Below are 20,554 nucleotides of genomic sequence, written 5' to 3'. Positions count from 1 at the left end.
GAGAGAAATGACACCATGAACAACAGCGGCGCGGGCATCGTGTTTCGCAACATCACCAAGCGCTACGGGGCCGACGCCTCGGCGGCGCTGGCGGTCAAGGGCATCAGCTTCGAGGTGCCGCGCGGCACGCTGACCACCATCCTGGGCCCCTCGGGCTGCGGCAAGACCACCACCCTGCGCATGATCGCCGGTCTCGAATCGCCCACCTCGGGAGAGATCTTCATCGGCGGCCGGGACGTCACCACGCTGGGCCCGGCCCAGCGCAACGTGAGCATGATGTTCCAGAGCTATGCGCTGTTCCCGCACATGAACGTGGTGGAGAACGTCTCTTACGGCCTGCGCATGTCCGGCCTGGCCAAGGAGGTGGCGCGCAGCAAGGCCGTCGATGCGCTGCGCGGCGTGGGGCTGGTGGGCTATGACGAGCGCCTGCCCAGCGAACTCTCGGGTGGCCAGCAGCAGCGCGTGGCGCTGGCGCGCGCCCTGGTGCTGGAGCCCGAGGTGCTGCTGTTCGATGAACCGCTGTCCAACCTCGATGCGCGGCTGCGCCGCGAGATGCGCGAGGAGATCCGCGCTCTGCAGCAGCGCCTGTCGCTCACGGTGGCCTACGTCACGCACGACCAGGCCGAGGCCATGGCCGTGAGCGACCAGATCATCGTCATGGACCAGGGCCTGATCGCGCAGAGCGGCACCCCCCAGGCGCTGTACGAAGCGCCGCGCACCGAGTTCGTCGCGGGCTTCATGGGCGAGGCCATGCTGTTCCCCGGCACCGCGCTGGCCGATGGCTCGGTGCAGCTCGGCCCGCTGGTGATACGCCCGCGCACCGCGGCCGCGCCGGGCCCGTTGAAGGTGGCGGTGCGCCCCGAGGCCTGGAGCATCCAGCGTGCCGGCGAAGGCCTGCTGCCCGCCACGCTGCGCAAGCGTGCCTATCTGGGCGCCGTGTACGAATACACTTTCGAGACGGCGCTGGGCAGCATCTTTGTCGTCTCCTCCGACCTGGGCGATGTGCTGGCCGTCGGCGACGCGGTGCAGCTCGCCCTGGGCGTGCACGGCGTATCGGTGGTTGGTAGTACAGGCCCCTGACGCGGCGATCGGGAATAATGGGGGCATGAACCAACTCGACGCCCTCAAACAGTTCACCACCGTGGTTGCCGACACCGGCGACTTCAAGCAGCTGGCCCAGTTCCAGCCCCAGGACGCGACGACCAACCCGTCGCTGATCCTCAAGGCCGTGCAAAAGCCCGAGTACGCACCGCTGCTCACGGACACCGTGAACCAGTTCCGTGGCCGGCCGATGGACGAGATCATCGACCGCCTGATCGTGCGCTTCGGCCGCGAGATCCTGGACACGATCCCGGGCCGTGTCTCCACCGAGGTGGATGCGCGCCTGAGCTTCGATACAGAGGCCACGATCACGCGCGGCGAGCGCATCATCGAGCTGTACCAGGCCGAGGGCATCCACATCGACCGCGTGCTGATCAAGGTCGCCGCCACCTGGGAAGGCATCCAGGCGGCCGAAAAGCTCGAGCAGCGCGGCATCCACACCAACCTCACCCTGCTGTTCTCGTTCTGCCAGGCCGTGGCCTGCGGCCAGGCCAAGGTGCAGCTGATCTCGCCCTTCGTGGGCCGCATCTACGACTGGTACAAGAAGCAGGCCGGCGCCCAGTGGGATGAGGCCGCGCGCTCGGGTGCGAACGACCCTGGCGTGCAGTCCGTGGCACAGATCTACAACCACTACAAGCACTTCGGCATCGCCACCGAGGTCATGGGCGCGAGCTTTCGCAACACCGGCCAGATCACAGCGCTGGCCGGCTGCGACCTGCTCACCATCGCCCCCGACCTGCTGGCCCAACTGGCCGCCAGCGACGCCCCGCTGGCCCCGGCGCTCGATGCGGCGGCCGCCAAGACCCTGGACCTGCCGGTCGTGAACTACGACGAGGCGGGCTTCCGCTATGCGCTCAACGAAGACGCCATGGCCACCGAGAAGCTGGCCGAGGGCATCCGCGGTTTTGCGGTGGATGCCGTGAAGCTGGAGAAGCTGATCCTCGCGGCCTGAGTTCCGCAGGGCGCCACGCGCCCTGCGGACGGACGAACTCAACCCCGTCAGGCCCGCAGCGGTGCCGCGCTGAGCGGCACCTTCAGGCCCACGCGCAGGCCATGCGGGACCACGGGCTCGGCGAAGGTCTGGCCTGCGTGCTGGAGTGCGATTTCCTCGACGATGGACAGGCCCAGGCCGCAGCCGCCGGGCTTGTCCGAGCCGCGCCAGAAGCGCGCGAACAGGTCACGCAGGTGGGCCGGCTCCACGCCCGGGCCATCGTCTTCCACCGCCAGGGTGGCCAGGCCGGCACCCGCAATGTCCACCCGCACCGTCACCGTGGCGCCATGGCCTGCGTAGTGCAGGGCGTTGTCGATGAGGTTGTTGAGCGCCTCGCGCAGCAGCAGCGGGTGGCCTTGCACGGCCAGTTGTTCCTCGCCCTCGTAGCCCAGGTCCACGCCGCTGGCCACGGCACGTGCGGCCCAGTCGCGGGCCACCTCGCGCGCCAGGGCCGGCAAGTCCAGGGTCTGCATGGCCACGCTGCTTTCCGAGCGCGCCAGCTGCAGCAGCTGGTGCACCAGGTGGGCACTGCGCCGCGCAGCCGACAGCACCTTGTGCAGTCGCTCCTGCACGGCCGGTTCGCGGCTCTCGTGCAAGGCTAGTTCGGTCTGGCCGATCAGGCCCGCGAGCGGCGTGCGCAGCTGGTGGGCGGCATCGTTGAGGAAACGCTTTTCCTTTTGCTGGCCGCGCGCCACGGCCTCCAGCAAGGCGTTGATGGTGCTGGCCAGCGAATGCACCTCCTGCGGCGCCGAGGTCAGTTCGATGGGCGGCAAGGGGTCGGCCGTGTTGCGCTTGCGGGCACCGGCCTTTTCGATCTGCGCCTCCAGGCGCTTCAGGGGCTGCAGGCCGCGCAGCACGCCGGCATACACCACGGCGCTCAGCGCCAGCCCCATCAGGCCCATGGGCAGCAGCATTTGCTCGAGCAGCTCCTGCGCGATGCGCTCGCGCACCGTGAGGCTTTGCGCCACCTGCACGCGCAGGCGCTGGCGCGTCTGCGGTGTGCCGTAATCCACGTCGAGCAGGGCCACGCGCACCGGGCGGTCGTCCACCCGCGCCTGGTACAGGAACGGGTCGCCCACCGCCACGTCCACCGGCGGCGGCGGTGGCAACTGTGCATTACCCAGCAGGAAACGGCCCGGCGGCGAAGACACCATGTAGGTGATGCGATCCGCCGGGTCCTGCTCCAGGATGTCCTGCGCGGCCTTCGGAAAGTCGACCAGCAGCCCATCGCCGATAGGCTTGATCTGGCGCGCCAGCGCGCGCACCGACTGGGTCAGCGTCTGGTCGATGCCCTTCTCGCCGTTCTGCAGCGCAATGCGCCAGGCCAGGAAGCCGCCCGACAGCCACAGCACGAGCTGGGGCAGCAGCAGCCACAGCAACAGCTTGCGTTGCAGGGAAACACCGGGAATGGGGCGCATGGACGCGGTCTACTCGGCAGGCCTGGCCAGCATGTAGCCCAGCCCGCGGATGTTGCGGATCACCAGGTTCGAGGCGTCGAGCTTCCTGCGCAGGCGGTGCACGTAGACCTCCAGCGCATTCGAGTTGAGCGGTGCGGCCGCCGCCTGCCCAGGCTCGGGCGGGCCGGCGCGCCAGGCGGCAAGCACGTCGTCGCGTGTGACCACTTCGCCGCAGCGGTTCACCAGCAATTCCAGCAGTTCCCATTCGCGCTGCGTGAGCTCCAGCGGCTCACCGCCGAGCACGGCGCTGCGCTGGCCATGGTCGATCTGCAGGCTGCCGATGGCGGTGCTGGGGCCGCCAGAGGCGCTGCTGGCCTGCGTGAATGCGGGCTGTCGCGCGCGCCGCAGCATGGCCTGCAGGCGGGCCTGCAGCTCCTGCATGTTGAAGGGCTTGGTGATGTAGTCGTCTGCCCCGGCATTCAGCCCGTGGATGCGGTCATCGATGCCGTCGCGCGCGGTGAGAATCAACACCGGCAGGCCGGCAATGTGGGTGCGCGCCCAGGTCAGCAGCTCCATGCCGTCGGCACCGGGCAGGCCCAGGTCGAGGATGATGCCGTCCACCGCCTGGCTTTGCAGCACGGCGGTGGCCTCGGCCACGCTGCAGGCCGTGCACACGTTGAAATCCAGTTGCTGGAGCTGGCCCGTCAAGGCGTCCAGCAGCAAGGCATCGTCTTCGACTATCAATAGGGTGGCCATGGATAGAGGATAGCAAAGGGTCCTTCGCGCAGGCGCGGGGGAGTGTTCACAGCAGGGAAAGCACCGAGGCGCAGGCGGCGTCGTAATTCGATAACAGTGGAATTCCATTGGCGTGTAACGCACACCCCGGGAAAGCCCTGATATGTTCATTAATTATTGTAATTAAAGTACCGACTGCGCTGACCGGCATGGGTCAGCCGGCGCACAAACGGACTCACACAAACGAGGAGACATGGGTATGTGGAAGTTGACAAAAGTCGCCGCCGTCGCGGCGGTTCTGGCGGCATCGGCGACCGCCGGTGCAGGGGAAGTGGAGGTTCTGCACTACTGGACTTCGGGCGGAGAAGCCAAGTCGGTGGCCGAGCTCAAGAAGATCATGCAGGGCAAGGGTCATACCTGGCGTGACTTCGCCGTGGCCGGCGGTGGTGGCGACAGCGCCATGACCGTGCTCAAGAGCCGCGTGATCTCGGGCAACCCGCCATCGGCCGCCCAGACCAAGGGCCCGGCCATCCAGGAGTGGGCCTCCGAAGGCGTGCTGGCCAACATGGATGCACTGGCCAAGGCCGAGAAGTGGGACGAGCTGCTGCCCAAGGTGGTCGCCGACATCATGAAGTACAAGGGCGCCTACGTGGCCGCCCCCGTCAACGTGCACCGCGTCAACTGGATGTGGGGCAGCTCCGAGGCCCTGAAGAAGGCTGGCGTGACCGCCATGCCCAAGACCTGGGACGAGTTCTTCGCCGCAGCCGACAAGCTCAAGGCCGCAGGCCTGGTGCCCGTAGCCCACGGCGGCCAGAACTGGCAGGACTTCACCACCTTCGAATCGGTGGTGCTCGGCGTCGGCGGCCCCAAGTTCTACCAGGATGCCCTGGTCAAGCTCGACGACAAGGCCCTCAACAGCGACACCATGAAGAAGTCGCTCGAGACCTTCCGCCGCATCAAGTCCTATACCGACTCCGGCGCACCGGGCCGTGACTGGAACCTGGCCACGGCCATGCTGATCCAGGGCAAGGCGGGCTTCCAGCTCATGGGTGACTGGGCCAAGGGCGAGTTCCTGGCCGCCAACAAGGCGCCGGGCAAGGACTTCCTGTGCGCCGCAGCGCCGGGCACGACCACGTCCTACACCTTCAACGTGGACTCGTTCATCCTGTTCAAGCTCAAGGACGCAGCTGCCCAAAAGGCGCAGAGCGACCTGGCCAGCTCCATCATGAGCCCCGAGTTCCAGGAAGTGTTCAACCTGAACAAGGGCTCCATCCCGGTGCGCGCCGGCCAGAAGATGGACAAGTTCGACGACTGTGCCAAGGCCTCCGCCAAGGACTTCGTCGACACCGCCAAGAGCGCCAGCCTGCTGCCCAGCGTGGCCCACGGCATGGCCATCGCACCCGCCACGGAAGGTGCCATCAAGGACGCCGTCAGCCAGTTCTGGAATGACGACAAGGTGAGCGTCGCCGACGCCATGAAGAAGATCGCGACCGCCGCGAAGACCAAGTAAACCAACACTGAGGGATCCCATCATGATGAAAAGAAACCGCCTCACGGCGGTGGCTTTGGCCGCCGCATGCGCGATGAGTAGCGCCATGGCAATGGATGTTGCCGGCTTCGAGTTCAACGGTTACTCGCGGGGTGGCCCGGTGTTCAACCACTCCGACGGCGTCAAGGGCAACCTGTCGCTCGGCGGCGAGCTGCAGAAGTACCGCCTGGGCAACGAAGGCGACAACGGCATCGAAGTCAACTTCGCCCGCAGTTTCGAGGCCGGTGGCGTCAAGTGGAAGGTGAACTACATGCCCGCCAAGTGGGGCAGTGGTGACATCAGCACCGAGCAGGCCTATGTGGAAATGAGCGGCCTGTCGTTCTCGCCCGAAGCCAAGTTCTGGGTCGGCCAGCGCCGCCTGCGTATCCAGGACGTGCACATCGTCGACTACTTCCTGCTGAACTACGGCGACAACGTCGGTGCCGGCGTGACCGACGTGCCGATCGGCGGCATGAAGCTCGGCGTGGGCGTGTTCTCGGGCGACAAGTTCGACGGCAACCTGCCCAACGACGTCAAGGCACACCGCCTGAACGTCGACCTGTCCGAGATCAACACCAACCCCAACGGCAAGCTGCGCGTGCTGCTGACCGCGGTGGGCGGCAAGAACCAGGTCAACGGCGGCTCGGGTTCGGGCATCTCGCTGATGCACACCCAGAAGGACTTCCTGCTGTCCGGCGTGAGCAACACCCTGTACCTGCAGGGCTCGCGCGGCCATGCCCGCATCGACGGTGAGTTCGAAGCCATCGACGGCACCCGTCCTGGCCGCCGCTCCACGCGCATCGCCGACTCCATCAACTGGCAAAGCGGTCCCTTCGGCGGGCAGGCCCTGATTGGCTACCAGACCAACAAGACCGACCTGACGAATGTGGAGACCAAGGACTTCTCGCTGGGTGGACGCGGTTCGTACGCCCTCTCGAAGAACTTCAAGGCCCTGGCCGAAGTGTCGACCACCACACGCAAGGGCACGGGTCCTGACCAGCGCCTGAGCAAGGTGACGCTGGCCGGCGCCCTGGCCATGAACGAAGACTTCTGGTCGCGCCCCGAGCTGCGCCTGTACGTGACCAAGGCCAACTGGAACCAGGCGGCGGCGGTTGCGAATGCCGCGACCTTCGGTGCCAACGGCAAGACCTCGCGCACGCTGGTGGGTGTGCAGTACGAGATCTGGTGGTAAGAGGGAGTGAGTGTGAGAGCGAGTTAAGTCAGAGGTGACTTTGTTCTTGGGGGGCACTCCCTGTGTGCCCCCCTTTTTTCCTTGTTGTTTTTCCTGTTGACGTGATGATGGACGGCGTGGCCGTCGCCCATGTCCCAGCCTGCGTATGCACCCGATGCTTCTTTTGCAATGACGACCAAGAACTCCTTTGAATCCTGGCTGCCCAAGCTGGTCGTCGCGCCAGCCTTCGTGCTGGGTTTTGCCTTCATTTACGGCCTGATGGTGTGGAACGGCGTGCTGAGCCTTTCCGCATCGCGCATGCTGCCCAACTACGAATGGGTGGGCCTGGCGCAGTACGAACGCCTGTGGGAGATGGACCGCTGGTGGGTGGCCCTCAAGAACCTGGGCATCTTCGGCGTGGGCTACGTGGGCGGCTCACTGGCCATCGGTGTGGCGCTGGCCGTGCTGCTGGACCAGAAGATCCGCGCCGAAGGCGCGCTGCGCACGATCTACCTGTACCCCATGGCGCTGTCGTTCGTGGTCACCGGCACGGCCTGGAAGTGGCTGCTCAACCCGGGCCTGGGCATCGAGAAGATGGTGCGCGACTGGGGCTTTCCCAATTTCGAGTTCGGCTGGCTGGTGGACACCGAGATGGCCATCTACTGCGTGGTGATCGCCGGCATCTGGCAGAGCGCGGGCTTTGCGATGGCGCTGTTCCTCGCCGGCCTGCGCGGCATCGACGACAGCATCATCAAGGCCGCCCAGGTCGACGGTGCCTCGCTGCCACGCATCTACTGGCGCATCGTGCTGCCGGCGTTGCGCCCCGTGTTCTTTTCCACGCTGATGGTGCTGTCGCACCTGGCGATCAAGAGCTTCGACCTGGTGATGGCGCTCACGGCCGGCGGGCCCGGCTATGCCACCGACGTGCCCGCAACGTTCATGTACACCATGTCGTTCTCGCGCGGCCAGATCGGCCTGGGCGCGGCCAGCGCCACCATGATGCTGGCCACCGTGGCCGCCCTGGTCATTCCCTACCTGTACAGCGAATTGCGCAGCAAACCCCATGACCGCTAAGCCTTCCTTGTTTCCTTCCGTGGGCCGCCTGCTGGTCTATGCGGTGCTGGCCCTGGCCACCGCCTTCTTTCTGCTGCCGCTGTACGCGATGCTGGTCACCTCGTTCAAGGATGCCGAGGAGATCCGCAGCAGCGCGCTGCTGGCCCTGCCCGCCTCGCTGAACCTGTCTTCCTGGAGCACCGCCTGGTCCAGCGCCTGCACGGGCGTGGACTGCAACGGCCTGCGCCCCTTCTTCTGGAACTCGGTGGCCATGGCCGTGCCGGCCGTGCTGATCTCCACCGTGTGGGGTGCGCTCAACGGCTACGTGCTCAGCCTGTGGAAGTTCCGCGGCAGCGACGCGCTGTTCGGCATGCTGCTGTTCGGCGTGTTCATGCCCTTCCAGGTGGTGCTGCTGCCCATGAGCCAGGTGCTCGGCTGGCTCGGGCTGTCGAGCTCGATCACGGGCCTGGTGCTGGTGCACTGCCTGGCGGGCCTGGCCGGCACCACGCTGTTCTTTCGCAACTACTACGCGGCGATACCGAAGGAGCTGGTGAACGCCGCGCGCATGGACGGCGCGAGCTTCTTCCAGATCTTCTGGCGCATCGTGCTGCCGCTGTCCACGCCCATCATCATGGTCACGCTGATCTGGCAGTTCACCAACATCTGGAACGATTTCCTGTTCGGCGTGGTGTTCTCGGGCACCGACTCCAAGCCGGTGACGGTGGGCCTGAACAACCTGGCCAACACCAGTTCCAGCGTCAAGGCCTACAACGTGGACATGGCAGCCGCCATCATCGCGGGCCTGCCGACCATGGTGATCTATGTGCTGGCGGGCAAATTTTTCGTGCGCGGGCTGACGGCCGGTGCGGTCAAGGGTTAAAGAGGTTAAGCAATCATGGCGTCTTCATTGGATATCGCGGGCATCAACAAGCGTTTCGGCAAGGGCGACAAGAGTGTCGAGGTGCTGCGCAAGATCGACATCCAGGTCGCTCCGGGCGAGTTCCTGATCCTGGTGGGCCCCTCGGGCTGCGGCAAGTCCACGCTGCTCAACATCATCGCGGGGCTCGACGAGCCGACCGAGGGCGAGATCCGCATCGCCGGCAAGAACGTGGTGGGCATGCCTCCGCGCGACCGCGACATCGCCATGGTGTTCCAGAGCTATGCGCTGTACCCCACGCTCAGCGTGGCAGACAACATCGGCTTTGCGCTGGAAATGCGCAAGATGCCCAAGCCCGAGCGGCAAAAGCGCATCGACGAAGTGGCTGCCATGCTGCAGATCAGCCACCTGCTGGACCGTCGGCCCAGCCAGCTGTCGGGCGGCCAGCGCCAGCGCGTGGCCATGGGCCGGGCCCTGGCGCGCCAGCCGCAGCTGTTCCTGTTCGACGAGCCCCTGTCCAACCTGGACGCCAAGCTGCGCGTGGAGATGCGTGCCGAGATCAAGCGCCTGCACCAGGCCAGCGGCATCACCAGCGTGTATGTAACGCACGACCAGGTCGAGGCCATGACCCTGGGCTCGCGCATCGCCGTGATGAAGGGCGGCGTGGTGCAGCAACTGGGCACACCCGACGAGATCTACAACCACCCGGCCAACACCTATGTGGCGACCTTCATCGGCTCGCCCACCATGAATCTGCTGCGCGGCACGCAGGCGGCGGGGCAGTTCGCGGTGCAGGGTGTGTCGCTGGACCTGGCCGCGCCGCAGGCCGCGCCCGAGGTGATGCTGGGTGTGCGCCCCGAGCACCTGGTGCTGCAGGACACCTCGCCCTGGCGCGGCGAGGTCTGCGTGGTCGAGCCCACTGGCCCGGACACCTATGTGATGGTCGATACCGCCGCCGGCAGCATGACGCTGCGCACCGATGCCCAGACCCGCGTGAAGCCCGGCGACCGTGTGGGCCTGGCCGTGGCGCCAGCGCATGCCCACTGGTTCGATACCGGTACGGAACAGCGCATCGCGTGACGGCCAGGCCAAAGGACAGGGCCTGCGCTCGCAGTGCCCTCCCTTCGGCCTTGGTACATGGGGACTTTGACCCGCCCGCTTGCGGTGTTCTGGGGTAAAAACAGGTCTTGCACCGGTCCTGCCGTCCATCCGCCACTCTTTTTTGGGGTGACGCGTCTGCTGTGTTCCAGTGGATGCATTGCCTCCCATGCCCATGCCCGCAACACGCCTTCTCGCCGACATCGGCGGCACCAACATCCGCCTGGCCTGGCAGAACCCCGGGGACGACACCCTGCACGACACGCGCGTGCTGCAGTGCGCCCAGTACCCCACGGTGGACGATGCCATCCGCACCTACCTGGCCGAGGTGGGCATTGCTGCGCCGCAGGAGGCAGCCTTCGGCATCGCCAACCCGGTCACGGGCGATGCCATCCGCATGACCAACCACAGCTGGAGCTTTTCGCAGAAGGCGGTGCGCGAGGCCTTCGGCTTTGCGCGGCTGGTGGTCATCAACGACTTCACCGCCCTGGCCCTGGCGCTGCCCCTGCTCACGCCCGACCTGCTGCGCCAGGTGGGCGGCGGCCAGGCCGTGCCGGGTGAGGCCATCGGCCTCGTGGGGGCCGGTACCGGCCTCGGTGTCTCGGGCCTGGTGTTCCCGCCGCACTCGCCGGCCGGCGTGCCGCTGTCGGGCGAGGGCGGCCACGTCACGCTGGCCGCGCAGACCCAGCACGAATTCGATGTGCTGCAGGTTCTGCAGCAGCGCTATGGCCATGTGTCGGCTGAGCGCGCCGTCTCGGGCTCGGGCCTGGTGGACCTGTACCACGCGGTGCGCACCGTGGCCCGGGCCGGCGGCACCGAGGTGAACTCGGCCGCCCAGGTGACCGAGGCGGCCCTGAAGGCCAAGGACCCGCTGGCCCTGCAGGCGCTGGACCTGTTCTGCGGCTTCCTGGGCAATGTGGCGGGCAACCTCGCGCTCACGCTGGGCGCGCGCGGCGGGGTGTACATCGGCGGCGGCATGGTGCCGCGCCTGGGCGAGTGGTTCGACCAGTCGTCCTTTCGCCAGCGCTTCGAGGGCAAGGGGCGCTTTGCACCCTACCTGGCTTCCATTCCCTGCTGGATCATCGATCCGAGCGCCACCCCGGCGCTCTATGGCGCCTCGCGCGCGCTCGACATCGCGGGCGGTTGAGCATGGTGGCTGGCGCGCCACCGCTGGCGCTTGCGGGTGTGCACCACGTGGCCCTCATCGGGTCGGACTACGCGCGCTCCAAACGCTTCTACACCGAGGTGCTGGGCCTGGCCGTGGTGAACGAGACCTGGCGCGCCGAGCGCCAGTCGTACAAGCTCGACCTCGCGCTGCCCGATGGCACGCAGATCGAGCTCTTTTCCTTTCCCGAGGCGCCGCCGCGGCCCTCCTACCCCGAGGCCTGCGGCCTGCGGCATCTGGCGCTGCGCGTGGCCGATCTGCCTGCAAGCCTGCAAGCCCTCGCGGCCCACGGTGTTGCGGCCGAACCGGTGCGCATGGATCCCTTCACGGGCTGTCCTTTCACCTTCATCGCCGACCCGGACGGGCTGCCCATCGAACTCGTGGGGCCAGCGCCGGCATAGCCGCTTTCCTACGTCCAGCGCCATGCCGCCCAGGGTGTCCTGCGCGGCATTTTTCTTGTGCGCATTGTTCTCAAAACTGGAACAGACAGTTTGCGACTGGGTAGTTTTTCTCTGAACACGTGAGGCGTACAGTTCAACCCATCGATGAGCCGAACCCGCAAGGCGACTCACCGAACCCGGTTCGAAGTTGTTTTTGTTCCGGTTTTTTTGAGACGCTTTTTCACTTTAAGGATTTTCATCATGAACACGACCGCACGCTTCCTCTCCATCGCCGCTGTTGCCGCTTTCGCTTCCTTCGGTGCTTACGCCGACGAAGCCGACGCTTCGCAATTCGCCACCAAGTTCGAAACCAACCGCACCCGCGCCGAAGTGGCCGCTGAAGCCGCCACCGTGGCCCAGACCCGCAGCATCGAACCCGCTGGTTCGCGTGTGGTGACCTACAAGTCCACCGCCGACCGCGCTGCTGTGCGTGCCCAGGCTGCTGATGCTGTGCGCACCGGCCAGATCTCTTTTGGCGAAATCGGCGCTCTGTAAGCCGCCCCGGACTGGACTGACCCTCTACCCAAACAAACCTAACAAAGAATCGAGATCACCATGAACAAGACCGCACGTTTCCTGTCCATCGCCGCTGTGGCTGCTTTCTCCGCTTTCGGTGCCCACGCTGACGAAGCCGACAGCTCGCAGTTCGCGCTGAAGTTCGACACGAACCGCACCCGCGCCGAAGTGGCTGCAGAAGCCGCTACCGTGGCCCAGACCCGCAGCATCGAGCCCGCTGGTTCGCGCGTTGTGACCTACAAGTCCACGGCCGACCGTGCTGCCGTGCGTGCCGCAGCCGCTGAAGCTGTGCGCCTGGGCCAGATCCCTTCGGGCGAAATCAGCGCCCTGTAATAGATAGCCTGCCAAAGGCTCGCCAGTTGCGGGCCTTCCCATGGTGGTGGAATTTCACGGTCGTGGGTGCCGCCACCATGTGGAAGTGTTTCCCCACCCTTGCCCCGAAACGGGCAATTGAAAAGGGCTCCCATTGGGAGCCCTTCTTTTGTTGGTGCCTGCAGTGGCGCGTGCTGGACATTACACCTCTTCACTCCAGCAGTAGCCATCGCGCGCGATCATGGCGCTGGCGGCGCTGGGGCCCCAGCTACCAGCGGTGTAGGGCCGTGGGCCCAGCGCGTCATTGCGCCAGTGCTGCAGGATGGGTTCCACCCAGCGCCAGGCCTCCTCTTGCTCGTCGCTGCGCACGAAGAGGTTCAGGCGGCCCGCAATCACGTCGAGCAGCAGGCGCTCGTAGGCGCCCACGCGCTCGGTGCCGAAGCGCTGGTCGAAGTCAAGGTTCAGGTACACCTGCGAAAGGGCCGGCTCGGTCTGGTGCTGGGCGGCGCCCTGGGCCATCAGGTGCAGTTCCAGCCCGTCCTTGGGCTGCAGGTTGATCACCAAGCGGTTGGCGGCGCCGGCCGAGGTGCGGAAGATCGGGTGCGGCACGGGCCGGAAGTTGACGACGATGTGCGCGTCGCGCCCCGCCAGCCGCTTGCCGGTGCGGATGTAGAAGGGCACGCCGGCCCAGCGCCAGTTGGAGATCTCGGTGCGCAACGCGACGAAGGTCTCGGTGGTGCTGGCTGCGGCCACGCCTTTTTCCTGCAGGTAGCCGGGTACGCTGGCGCCATGCGTCTTGCCTGCCACATACTGGCCGCGGATCACGTGCTGGCCGATGGTCTCAGGGCTCCAGGGCTTGAGCGACTGCAGCACCTTGAGCTTTTCGTCGCGGATGGCGTTGGCGCTGGCGTTGATGGGCGGCTCCATGCCGATCGCGCACAGCAGTTGCAGGGCGTGGTTCTGCACCATGTCGCGCAGGGCGCCGGTCTGGTCGTAGAAGGCGCCGCGCGTTTCCACGCCCAGCTCCTCGGCAATGGTGATCTGGATGTTGGCGATGGTCTCGCGCCGCCACAGCGGCTCGAACAGGGCGTTGCCAAAGCGCATGGCGAACAGGTTCTGCACCGAGGGCTTGCCCAGGTAGTGGTCGATGCGAAAGACCTGTTCCTCCTTGAGCACGCGGCGCAGCGTGTCGTTGATGGCCTGGTTGGAGCGCAGGTCGTGGCCCAGGGGCTTTTCGAGCACCACGCGGGTGGTGGGGCCGTTCAGGCCCACGGCGGCGATCTGCTCGCAGACATTGGTGAACAGGCTCGGGGCCGTGGCCACGTACATCACCACCGACTCGGCATTGCGCTCGTGCAACATCTCGGCCAGGCGGGCATAGTCCTGGGTTTGCGACAGGTCCATGCGCAGGTAGTGCAGCAGGGCGCCGAAGCGTGCGAACTCGTCGGGGGTAGGGCGCTTGGCCAGATCCACGCCATCGAAGCGTGACTGGATCAGGCTGCGGTATTGTTCATGGCTGAGCTCGTCACGGGCCACCGCGATGATGCGGCCCCCTTCGGGCAGCGTTCCGTGGCGGAACGCCTGGAACAGCGCCGGCATGAGCTTGCGCCAGGCCAGGTCGCCGGTGCCGCCAAACAGGACAAGGTCAAAACTCATGGGGTCTCCGTGTCAGTGCATTTGTGTGATCGCGTGTGGCTCGAAATTGTAATCACGTTACATCGTTTTGTGTAGGACTGCAGAGCAACTGGCGTTCCAAGCTGTGTCTGCAACAAAAAAGTACCAGACAGTTTTGGTAATCAAGTTACTATCTCGCCGTTTTCATTCTTTCGTCCCAGGTAGCCTTTCCATGTCCCTCCGTTGCGACCAGACCCCGCCGTGGCCCGCCTTGCAGGCCTTGTTCGACACCGAGGGACGCCACCTGGATCTGCGGCAGGCGTTCGCGCAGGATGGCGAGCGCTTCGGCCACTTCAGCCAGCAGGCGCCGCACATCTTTGCCGACCTGTCCAAGAACCTGTGGGACCGGCCGACCGAGGCTTTGTTGCTCGCTCTGGCCGAGGCTTGCGGGCTCGCCACCCAGCGTGACGCCATGTTCGCTGGCGAAGCCATCAACCACACCGAGGGCCGCGCGGTGTTGCACGCGCTGCTGCGCCGCCCCCAGGGCCTGGCACTTCCCGGTGACGGCGCCGACATCGCACAGAAGCTGGCCGAGGTGCACGACACGCTCGAAGCCATGCTGCAGTACGCCGAGCAGGTGCGCAACGACCGAGCGATCACCGACGTGGTGAACATCGGCATCGGCGGCTCGGACCTGGGACCGCACATGGCAGTGCTCGCGCTCGATGCGTTCCGCGCGGCCGGCAAGCGCCTGCACTTCGTCTCCAATGTGGACGGCCACGAGCTGCACGGCGTGCTGCAGGGCGTGAAGCCCGAGAGCACCTTGTTCCTGATCGCCTCCAAGACCTTCACCACGGCCGAGACCATGGCCAATGCGCGCTCGGCGCTGGCCTGGTTCGGTGCAGAAGGCGGCACCGACGTGGCGCGCCACTTCGCGGCGCTGACCACCAACGTGGAAGCCGCTGGCGCCCTGGGCATCACCACCACCTTCGGCTTCTGGGACTGGGTGGGCGGGCGCTACTCGCTGTGGTCGGCCATCGGCCTGCCGATTGCCATCGCCATCGGCGCAGCGGGCTTCCGCGAGCTGCTGGCCGGCGCGCATGCCATGGACGAGCATTTCCGCACCGCGCCGCTGGCCGCCAACCTGCCGGTGCGCCTGGGGCTGCTCGATGTCTGGTACCGCAACTTCCACGGTTTCACCAGCCGCTGCATCGCGCCCTACCATGCCTCGTTGGGCCGCCTGCCGGCCTACCTGCAGCAGCTCGAGATGGAGAGCAACGGCAAGCGCGTGGGGGCCGACGGGCAGGAACTGCCGTACGCCACCTCGCCCGTGCTCTGGGGCGAGCCCGGCACCAACGGCCAGCATGCCTTCTTCCAGATGCTGCACCAGGGCACCGACGTGCTGCCGCTGGAGATCGTGGCCGTGCGCCAGGCTGCGCACCCGCTGCCGGGCCACCAGGACAAGCTGCTCGCCAACGCCCTGGCCCAGGCCCAGGCGCTGATGGTGGGCAAGGCCAGCCCCGAAGACGGCCACCGCCACTTCCCGGGCAACCGGCCCAGCACGTTCCTGCTGCTCGACTCGCTGACCCCGGCCTCGCTGGGGGCGCTGATCGCGCTGCAAGAGCACCGCGTGTTTGTGAGCGGCAGCCTGTGGGGCATCAACAGCTTCGACCAGTGGGGCGTGGAGCTGGGCAAGGTGCTGGCGCGCGACCTGGAGTCGCGCCTGGCCTCGGGCGATGCGGCGGGGCTCGATGGCTCCACGGCAGGCCTGCTGGCGCGCCTGCGCGGCGGCTGAGCTGCCGCGCAGCGTTTTTCTTCCATTGCATTCACAACGAGGCGCCTTCAGGCGTCCAGGCCGCCCACCGCGGCCCAACGAGGAGACAAGCCCATGACTGCACCGCAGCCGCCCGATTTCCGTTCGCCCGCATTCCTGCATGCGCACATCCGCCAGACCATGGCGTTCTACGAGCCCGTGGCCACCGATGCGGGCGGCGGCATGTACCACTTCTTCCTGGACGACGGCACCGTCTACGACGAGCGCACGCGCCACTTGGTGAGCGCCACGCGCTTCGTGGTCACGCATGCCATCCTGTTCCAGACCACGGGCGAGGCACGCTACCGCAAGGACATGGAGCATGCGCTGCAGTTCCTGCGCGCGGCCTTCCTCGACCCGGCCACCGGCGGCTACGCCTGGCTCATCGACTGGCATGGCGGGCATGCCACCTTGCTCGACGCCACGCGCCACTGCTACGGCATGGCCTTCGTGATGCTGGCCTATGCGCGTGCGCACGAAGCCGGCGTGCCCGAGGCGCGGCAGTGGCTGGCCGAGGCCTTCGAGACGGCCGAGCAGCATTTCTGGCAGCCGTCCCAGGGCCTGTATGCCGATGAGGCCACGCGCGACTGGGCGCTGTCGGACTACCGCGGGCAGAACGCCAACATGCATGCCTGCGAGGCCATGATCTCGGCCTTTCGCGCCACGGGCGAGCGGCGCTACATCGAGCGTGCCGAGCAACTCGCGCAGGGCATCTGCCAGCGCCAGGCGGCGCTGTCGGGTGGCTGGGTGTGGGAGCATTTTCGCGCCGACTGGTCGGTGGACTGGGACTACAACCGCCACGACCGGACCAACATCTTCCGCCCCTGGGGCTACCAGATCGGCCACCAGACCGAATGGGCCAAGCTGCTGCTGCAGCTCGATGCGCTGGCGCCTGCGGACTGGCACCCGCCGTGCGCGCGCTTCCTGTTCGACGCCGCGCTGGACAAGGGCTGGGACGCCGCGCACGGCGGTATCGTCTATGGCATGGCGCCCGACGGCAGCATCTGCGACGACGGCAAGTACCACTGGGTGCAGGCCGAGAGCATGGCCGCCGCCGCCGTGCTGGCCGTGCACACCGGCGAGCAGCGCTACTGGGATTGGTACGACCGGATATGGGCCTACTGCTGGCAGCACTTCGTGGACCACGCGCATGGCGCCTGGTTCCGCATCCTCGACGGCCGCAACCGCAACCACACGCGCGAGAAGAGCAACGCCGGAAAGGTCGATTACCACAACATGGGCGCCTGCTACGACGTATTGCTGGCGCTGGGTGCGCAGCGCGCACCCTGAGCAGCGGTTCTACATTGCCGCGCTGGCCTGGAAGAAGTTCACGGGCAGGCCCGGCACCTCGACGGGCAGGCTGAACAGCGAGCCAGCCGGGATGGCTGCATCCAGTTCCTCCTGCGGCCGCCCGGCGCGCGCCGAGGTGATGTACAGCGTGCGCAGGTCCTCACCGCCAAAGCAGACCATGGTGGGGCATTGCACGGGCACGGCAATGCGCTGCAGCACCTGGCCTTCGGGCGAGAGCTGCAGCAAAGAGGCGCCTTCGTACATGGCTACCCAGTAGTTGCCCTGCACGTCCACGGCCGCGCCGTCGGGCCGGCCGCCATAGGGCTCGCCGGCCACCTTGGGCGGGAAGGTGGCCCAGGGCGTGCGGCCCTCGATGCTGCCGGTGGTGGCATCGAAGCCGAAGCGGTCGATGCGGTGCTCGGGCGTGTTCGACCAGTAGAGCCAGCGGTCGTCCGGGCTGAAGGCCAGGCCGTTGGCAGTGAAGTTGTCGCCGGCCATCTTCTGCACCCGAAAGCCGCCCGGCGCTGCCTCCAGCCGCCACAAGGCCGCGTCAGGCGCCGTGCGTGGGCTGATCACTGAGCCGGCCCAGAACCGGCCCGCCGAATCGCAGCGGCCATCGTTCAGGCGCAGCACGCGGGTGTCGTGCGCGGCGGCAGGGAGCAGGGCCAGGCAGGCGAGGGCGCCGCTCACGGTATCGAGCAGGTAAAAGCCGTCCCGTAACCCGATTACTATTTTTTGACCACCCGCCGGTGCGCAGCAGCCGGGCTCGGAGGGCATCTCCCAGGTGCGTAGGCGTGCGCTGGCGGGTTCCCAGGCATTCACCCGTTTGCCTTGGATGTCACACCAGTAAAGGGATGTTTCATGGAGATGCCAGAACGGCGATTCGCCCAATTCCGAGGGCGGCAGGGGCAGGGTCTGCAGGGACATTGGCTTGATCCGGGATGGTTATCGAGTTACATTCTAGAGGCTCCGACCGGAGCCGTTGTCTCTTTTCCCCACTACCCAAATCCACCCCCGATGGAGCATTCCATGCATTCAGTCGTAGCGCGCGTGACGGCCCGCATCATCGAACGCAGCAAGGACACCCGCGCCGCCTACCTGGCCACGGTCGACGCCATGGTCCAGCGCAAGCCCCCGCAGGACCGCATGGGCTGCGCCAACCTGGCCCATGCCTATGCCGCGCTGCCGGGCTCCGAGAAGTTCAAGGTGACGGTCGAGAAGGCGCCCAACATCGGCATCGTTACCGCCTACAACGACATGTTGTCGGCCCACCAGCCCTACCAGAGCTACCCTGCGCTGCTGCGCGACGAGGCTGCGCGCCACGGCGCCATGGCCCAGGTGGCCGGCGGCGTGCCCGCCATGTGCGATGGCGTGACCCAGGGCACGCCCGGCATGGAGCTGTCGCTGTTCTCCCGGGACAATATTGCCATGGCCACCGCGGTAGCGCTGTCCCATGACGTGTTCGATGGCGTGCTGCTGCTGGGCGTGTGCGACAAGATCGTGCCCGGCCTGCTGATCGGCGCGCTGCACTATGGCCACCTGCCCTGCGTGTTCGTGCCCGCCGGCCCCATGGGCTCGGGCCTGCCCAACAAGGACAAGGCCAAGGTGCGCGAGCTCTACGCGCAGGGCCTGGTCGGCCGCGACGAACTGCTCAAGGCCGAATCGGCCGCGTACCACAGCCCTGGCACCTGCACCTTCTACGGCACGGCCAACAGCAACCAGATGCTGCTGGAAGCCATGGGCCTGCACGTGCCCGATGCCGCATTCGCCCCGCCGGGCAGTGGCGAGCGCGAGGAGTTCACGCGCCAGGCCATGCGCACCGTGCTCGACATCGGCAAGCGCGGCAAGCGCTTCACGCCCATCGGCCATATGGTGGACGAGCGCTGCATCGTCAACGCCATGGCCGCGCTGTTGGCCACGGGCGGCTCCACCAACCACCTGATCCACTGGGTGGCGATCGCGCGCAGCGCCGGCATCCTGATCGACTGGACCGATTTCGACGATTTGTCGTCCGTGGTGCCGCTGCTGGCCCGTGTCTACCCCAATGGAGACGCCGATGTGAACCAGTTCCAGGCCGCGGGCGGCCCGCCCTGGATCCTGCGCGAACTGCTGGCCAACGGCCTCATGCACCCCGACGTGCTGAGCGTGAACGAGGGCGGCATCGCCGCCGGTGGCCAGCCCGCGCCCGCCACCTCGGGCGACGAGGCCGTGCTGCGCCCCGTGGCCCAACCGTTCTCGCCGACAGGTGGCCTGCGCCTGCTGCAGGGGCGCCTGGGCCGTGCCGTGATCAAGGTTTCGGCCGTACCGGAGGACCGCCACATCATCGAGGCGCCGGCGCGCGTGTTCGACTCGCAGGAGGAACTGCTCGCGGCCTTCAGCGCGGGCGAGGTGCAGCAGAACATGGTCGCCGTGGTGCGCTTCCAGGGCCCGCGTGCCAATGGCATGCCCGAGCTGCACAAGCTCACGCCGCCCCTGGCCGTGCTGCAGAACCAGGGCTTCAAGGTGGCGTTGGTGACCGACGGCCGCATGAGCGGCGCCTCGGGCAAGGTGCCGGCTGCCATCCACGTGACGCCCGAGGCGCTGGGCGGTGGGCCGCTGGCCAAGGTGCGCAACGGCGACATGGTGCGTGTGGACGCCGTGGCCGGTACGCTCGACGTGCTGGTGGACGAGGCCGAATGGTCCGCACGCACCCCCGACGAATGCAAGGCGCCCGCAGCCACTGGCTTCGGGCGCGAACTGTTTGCCAACTTTCGCCGCCATGCAGGCGGCGCTGAACAAGGAGCCTGTACATGGCTGTGAATGCCTCCACCCCTGCCCTGAACCCGCTGGATATCGCCAGCTACGGCCCGGTGATTCCGGTCATCGTGATCGATCGTGTCGAAGACGCGATTCCCCTGGCCGAGGCCTTGCTCGCCGGCGGCGTGAAGGTGCTCGAAGTCACGCTGCGTACGCCTGCAGGCCTGCCCGCCATCGAGGCCATCGCGCGCCAACTGCCCGAGGCCGTGGTCGGCGTGGGCACCGTGCTCAATGCCGAGGATGCGCGCCGCGCGAGCGAGGCCGGTGCCCGCTTCGCCGTGAGCCCGGGCTACACCTCGGCGGTGGGCTCGGCCTGCAAGGGGCTGAACCTGCCCCTGCTGCCCGGCGTGGCCACCTCCAGCGAGATCATGCAGGCGCTGGCCGATGGTTTCCAGTTCCTCAAGCTGTTCCCGGCCGAGGCCGTGGGCGGCATCCCGTTGCTCAAGTCCTGGGCCAGCCCGTTTGGCCAGGTGAGCTTCTGCCCCACGGGCGGCATCACCAATGCCACGGCGCCCAACTACCTGGCGCTGCCCAATGTGCGCTGCGTGGGCGGTTCGTGGCTCACGCCCGGCGATGCAGTGCGCTCGGGTGATTGGGCGCGCATCACGCAGCTGGCGCAGGCCACGCAGTCGCTGCGGCCGGCCAGCTGAGCGCAGC

19 protein-coding genes are annotated in these 20,554 nt (G+C 67.0%); 15 read left to right on the top strand and 4 right to left on the bottom strand.

Annotation, left to right across the window (positions count from 1 at the left end; translation table 11 throughout):
- The first annotated feature begins 15 nt into the window (after nt 1–15).
- Both AC07PF_RS01955 and tal read left to right on the top strand, forming a co-directional pair.
- Nucleotides 16–1,080: an ABC transporter ATP-binding protein gene (locus AC07PF_RS01955; protein ID WP_494610701.1), complete on the top strand. Its 1,065-nt coding sequence runs from the start codon at nt 16–18 to the stop codon at nt 1,078–1,080.
- Nucleotides 1,081–1,105: 25 nt separating this feature from the next.
- Complete coding sequence (gene tal, locus AC07PF_RS01950; protein ID WP_007857794.1) at nt 1,106–2,053, top strand: transaldolase; 948 nt, start codon at nt 1,106–1,108, stop codon at nt 2,051–2,053.
- 47 nt (nt 2,054–2,100) lie between these two features.
- Here tal and AC07PF_RS01945 read toward each other — a convergent pair whose 3' ends face one another.
- Nucleotides 2,101–3,510 carry a sensor histidine kinase gene (locus tag AC07PF_RS01945; RefSeq protein WP_007857795.1) on the bottom strand — a complete coding sequence of 470 codons (1,410 nt, stop codon included), beginning with the start codon at nt 3,508–3,510 and terminating at the stop codon, nt 2,101–2,103.
- Between the two features lie 9 nt (nt 3,511–3,519).
- Nucleotides 3,520–4,245: a response regulator transcription factor gene (locus tag AC07PF_RS01940; protein ID WP_007857796.1), complete on the bottom strand. Its 726-nt coding sequence runs from the start codon at nt 4,243–4,245 to the stop codon at nt 3,520–3,522.
- A 238-nt stretch (nt 4,246–4,483) separates the two neighbouring features.
- Between AC07PF_RS01940 and AC07PF_RS01935 the strand changes: the two genes are divergently transcribed.
- The 9 genes from AC07PF_RS01935 (at nt 4,484) to AC07PF_RS01895 (ending at nt 12,405) form a co-directional block, all read left to right on the top strand.
- Complete coding sequence (locus AC07PF_RS01935; RefSeq protein ID WP_007857797.1) at nt 4,484–5,734, top strand: ABC transporter substrate-binding protein; 1,251 nt, start codon at nt 4,484–4,486, stop codon at nt 5,732–5,734.
- An 85-nt stretch (nt 5,735–5,819) separates the two neighbouring features.
- Entirely contained in the window at nt 5,820–6,944 is a 1,125-nt protein-coding gene (locus AC07PF_RS01930; protein WP_238541887.1) for a carbohydrate porin, read from the top strand.
- A 168-nt stretch (nt 6,945–7,112) separates the two neighbouring features.
- A complete protein-coding gene (locus tag AC07PF_RS01925) occupies nt 7,113–7,997 on the top strand; it encodes a carbohydrate ABC transporter permease (RefSeq protein ID WP_007857799.1) in 885 nt (294 codons plus the stop codon).
- Nucleotides 7,987–8,856 (top strand): carbohydrate ABC transporter permease, encoded by an 870-nt coding sequence (locus AC07PF_RS01920; RefSeq protein WP_494610700.1) that lies wholly within the window; start codon nt 7,987–7,989, stop codon nt 8,854–8,856. Before AC07PF_RS01925 ends, AC07PF_RS01920 begins: the two co-directional genes overlap by 11 nt.
- Nucleotides 8,857–8,871: 15 nt before the next feature.
- The gene (locus tag AC07PF_RS01915; RefSeq protein ID WP_494610699.1) at nt 8,872–9,933 is read left to right on the top strand and encodes an ABC transporter ATP-binding protein; all 1,062 of its coding nucleotides are present in this window, start codon (nt 8,872–8,874) and stop codon (nt 9,931–9,933) included.
- Nucleotides 9,934–10,126: 193 nt separating this feature from the next.
- Nucleotides 10,127–11,098: a glucokinase gene (gene glk / locus AC07PF_RS01910; RefSeq protein WP_494610997.1), complete on the top strand. Its 972-nt coding sequence runs from the start codon at nt 10,127–10,129 to the stop codon at nt 11,096–11,098.
- 2 nt (nt 11,099–11,100) lie between these two features.
- Nucleotides 11,101–11,517: an SMU1112c/YaeR family gloxylase I-like metalloprotein gene (gene gloA2, locus AC07PF_RS01905; RefSeq protein ID WP_494610996.1), complete on the top strand. Its 417-nt coding sequence runs from the start codon at nt 11,101–11,103 to the stop codon at nt 11,515–11,517.
- Between the two features lie 240 nt (nt 11,518–11,757).
- On the top strand, nt 11,758–12,051 hold the full coding sequence (locus AC07PF_RS01900) for a DUF4148 domain-containing protein (RefSeq protein ID WP_108016751.1): 294 nt from the start codon (nt 11,758–11,760) through the stop codon (nt 12,049–12,051).
- Nucleotides 12,052–12,111: 60 nt separating this feature from the next.
- The gene (locus tag AC07PF_RS01895) at nt 12,112–12,405 is read left to right on the top strand and encodes a DUF4148 domain-containing protein (protein ID WP_145693723.1); all 294 of its coding nucleotides are present in this window, start codon (nt 12,112–12,114) and stop codon (nt 12,403–12,405) included.
- Nucleotides 12,406–12,585: 180 nt separating this feature from the next.
- Here AC07PF_RS01895 and zwf read toward each other — a convergent pair whose 3' ends face one another.
- Entirely contained in the window at nt 12,586–14,040 is a 1,455-nt protein-coding gene (gene zwf / locus AC07PF_RS01890) for a glucose-6-phosphate dehydrogenase (protein WP_007854008.1), read from the bottom strand.
- Nucleotides 14,041–14,230: 190 nt separating this feature from the next.
- On the opposite strand from zwf, the gene pgi reads away from it, so the two are divergent.
- Nucleotides 14,231–15,793: a glucose-6-phosphate isomerase gene (gene pgi / locus AC07PF_RS01885; protein ID WP_494610698.1), complete on the top strand. Its 1,563-nt coding sequence runs from the start codon at nt 14,231–14,233 to the stop codon at nt 15,791–15,793.
- Nucleotides 15,794–15,886: 93 nt separating this feature from the next.
- Nucleotides 15,887–17,101, top strand: a complete 1,215-nt coding sequence (locus AC07PF_RS01880; RefSeq protein WP_494610697.1) for an AGE family epimerase/isomerase — start codon at nt 15,887–15,889, stop codon at nt 17,099–17,101.
- A 9-nt stretch (nt 17,102–17,110) separates the two neighbouring features.
- Here the strand turns inward: AC07PF_RS01880 and AC07PF_RS01875 are convergent, their stop codons facing one another.
- On the bottom strand, nt 17,111–18,028 hold the full coding sequence (locus tag AC07PF_RS01875; protein WP_494610696.1) for an SMP-30/gluconolactonase/LRE family protein: 918 nt from the start codon (nt 18,026–18,028) through the stop codon (nt 17,111–17,113).
- A gap of 102 nt (nt 18,029–18,130) precedes the next feature.
- On the opposite strand from AC07PF_RS01875, the gene edd reads away from it, so the two are divergent.
- Nucleotides 18,131–19,900, top strand: a complete 1,770-nt coding sequence (edd, locus tag AC07PF_RS01870; protein WP_494610694.1) for a phosphogluconate dehydratase — start codon at nt 18,131–18,133, stop codon at nt 19,898–19,900.
- Nucleotides 19,891–20,547 (top strand): bifunctional 4-hydroxy-2-oxoglutarate aldolase/2-dehydro-3-deoxy-phosphogluconate aldolase, encoded by a 657-nt coding sequence (eda, locus tag AC07PF_RS01865; protein ID WP_007854018.1) that lies wholly within the window; start codon nt 19,891–19,893, stop codon nt 20,545–20,547. The genes edd and eda overlap by 10 nt, the downstream gene beginning before the upstream one ends.
- Nucleotides 20,548–20,554: the final 7 nt, after the last annotated feature.

This window comes from Acidovorax sp. GW821-FHT10A04 (assembly GCF_059415825.1).
Note: the sequence above shows the minus strand (reverse complement) of the source record. Positions and strands in the feature narration are given on the sequence as shown.

Excerpts from the sequence above, each read along its gene's own strand:
- AC07PF_RS01955 (WP_494610701.1), top strand. The coding sequence starts at position 16 with ATGAACAACAGCGGCGCGGGCATCGTGTTTCGCAACATCACCAAGCGC.
- tal (WP_007857794.1), top strand. The coding sequence starts at position 1,106 with ATGAACCAACTCGACGCCCTCAAACAGTTCACCACCGTGGTTGCCGAC.
- AC07PF_RS01945 (WP_007857795.1), bottom strand. The coding sequence starts at position 3,510 with ATGCGCCCCATTCCCGGTGTTTCCCTGCAACGCAAGCTGTTGCTGTGG.
- AC07PF_RS01940 (WP_007857796.1), bottom strand. The coding sequence starts at position 4,245 with ATGGCCACCCTATTGATAGTCGAAGACGATGCCTTGCTGCTGGACGCC.
- AC07PF_RS01935 (WP_007857797.1), top strand. The coding sequence starts at position 4,484 with ATGTGGAAGTTGACAAAAGTCGCCGCCGTCGCGGCGGTTCTGGCGGCA.
- AC07PF_RS01930 (WP_238541887.1), top strand. The coding sequence starts at position 5,820 with ATGGCAATGGATGTTGCCGGCTTCGAGTTCAACGGTTACTCGCGGGGT.
- AC07PF_RS01925 (WP_007857799.1), top strand. The coding sequence starts at position 7,113 with ATGACGACCAAGAACTCCTTTGAATCCTGGCTGCCCAAGCTGGTCGTC.
- AC07PF_RS01920 (WP_494610700.1), top strand. The coding sequence starts at position 7,987 with ATGACCGCTAAGCCTTCCTTGTTTCCTTCCGTGGGCCGCCTGCTGGTC.
- AC07PF_RS01915 (WP_494610699.1), top strand. The coding sequence starts at position 8,872 with ATGGCGTCTTCATTGGATATCGCGGGCATCAACAAGCGTTTCGGCAAG.
- glk (WP_494610997.1), top strand. The coding sequence starts at position 10,127 with ATGCCCGCAACACGCCTTCTCGCCGACATCGGCGGCACCAACATCCGC.
- gloA2 (WP_494610996.1), top strand. The coding sequence starts at position 11,101 with ATGGTGGCTGGCGCGCCACCGCTGGCGCTTGCGGGTGTGCACCACGTG.
- AC07PF_RS01900 (WP_108016751.1), top strand. The coding sequence starts at position 11,758 with ATGAACACGACCGCACGCTTCCTCTCCATCGCCGCTGTTGCCGCTTTC.
- AC07PF_RS01895 (WP_145693723.1), top strand. The coding sequence starts at position 12,112 with ATGAACAAGACCGCACGTTTCCTGTCCATCGCCGCTGTGGCTGCTTTC.
- zwf (WP_007854008.1), bottom strand. The coding sequence starts at position 14,040 with ATGAGTTTTGACCTTGTCCTGTTTGGCGGCACCGGCGACCTGGCCTGG.
- pgi (WP_494610698.1), top strand. The coding sequence starts at position 14,231 with ATGTCCCTCCGTTGCGACCAGACCCCGCCGTGGCCCGCCTTGCAGGCC.
- AC07PF_RS01880 (WP_494610697.1), top strand. The coding sequence starts at position 15,887 with ATGACTGCACCGCAGCCGCCCGATTTCCGTTCGCCCGCATTCCTGCAT.
- AC07PF_RS01875 (WP_494610696.1), bottom strand. The coding sequence starts at position 18,028 with ATGTCCCTGCAGACCCTGCCCCTGCCGCCCTCGGAATTGGGCGAATCG.
- edd (WP_494610694.1), top strand. The coding sequence starts at position 18,131 with ATGCATTCAGTCGTAGCGCGCGTGACGGCCCGCATCATCGAACGCAGC.
- eda (WP_007854018.1), top strand. The coding sequence starts at position 19,891 with ATGGCTGTGAATGCCTCCACCCCTGCCCTGAACCCGCTGGATATCGCC.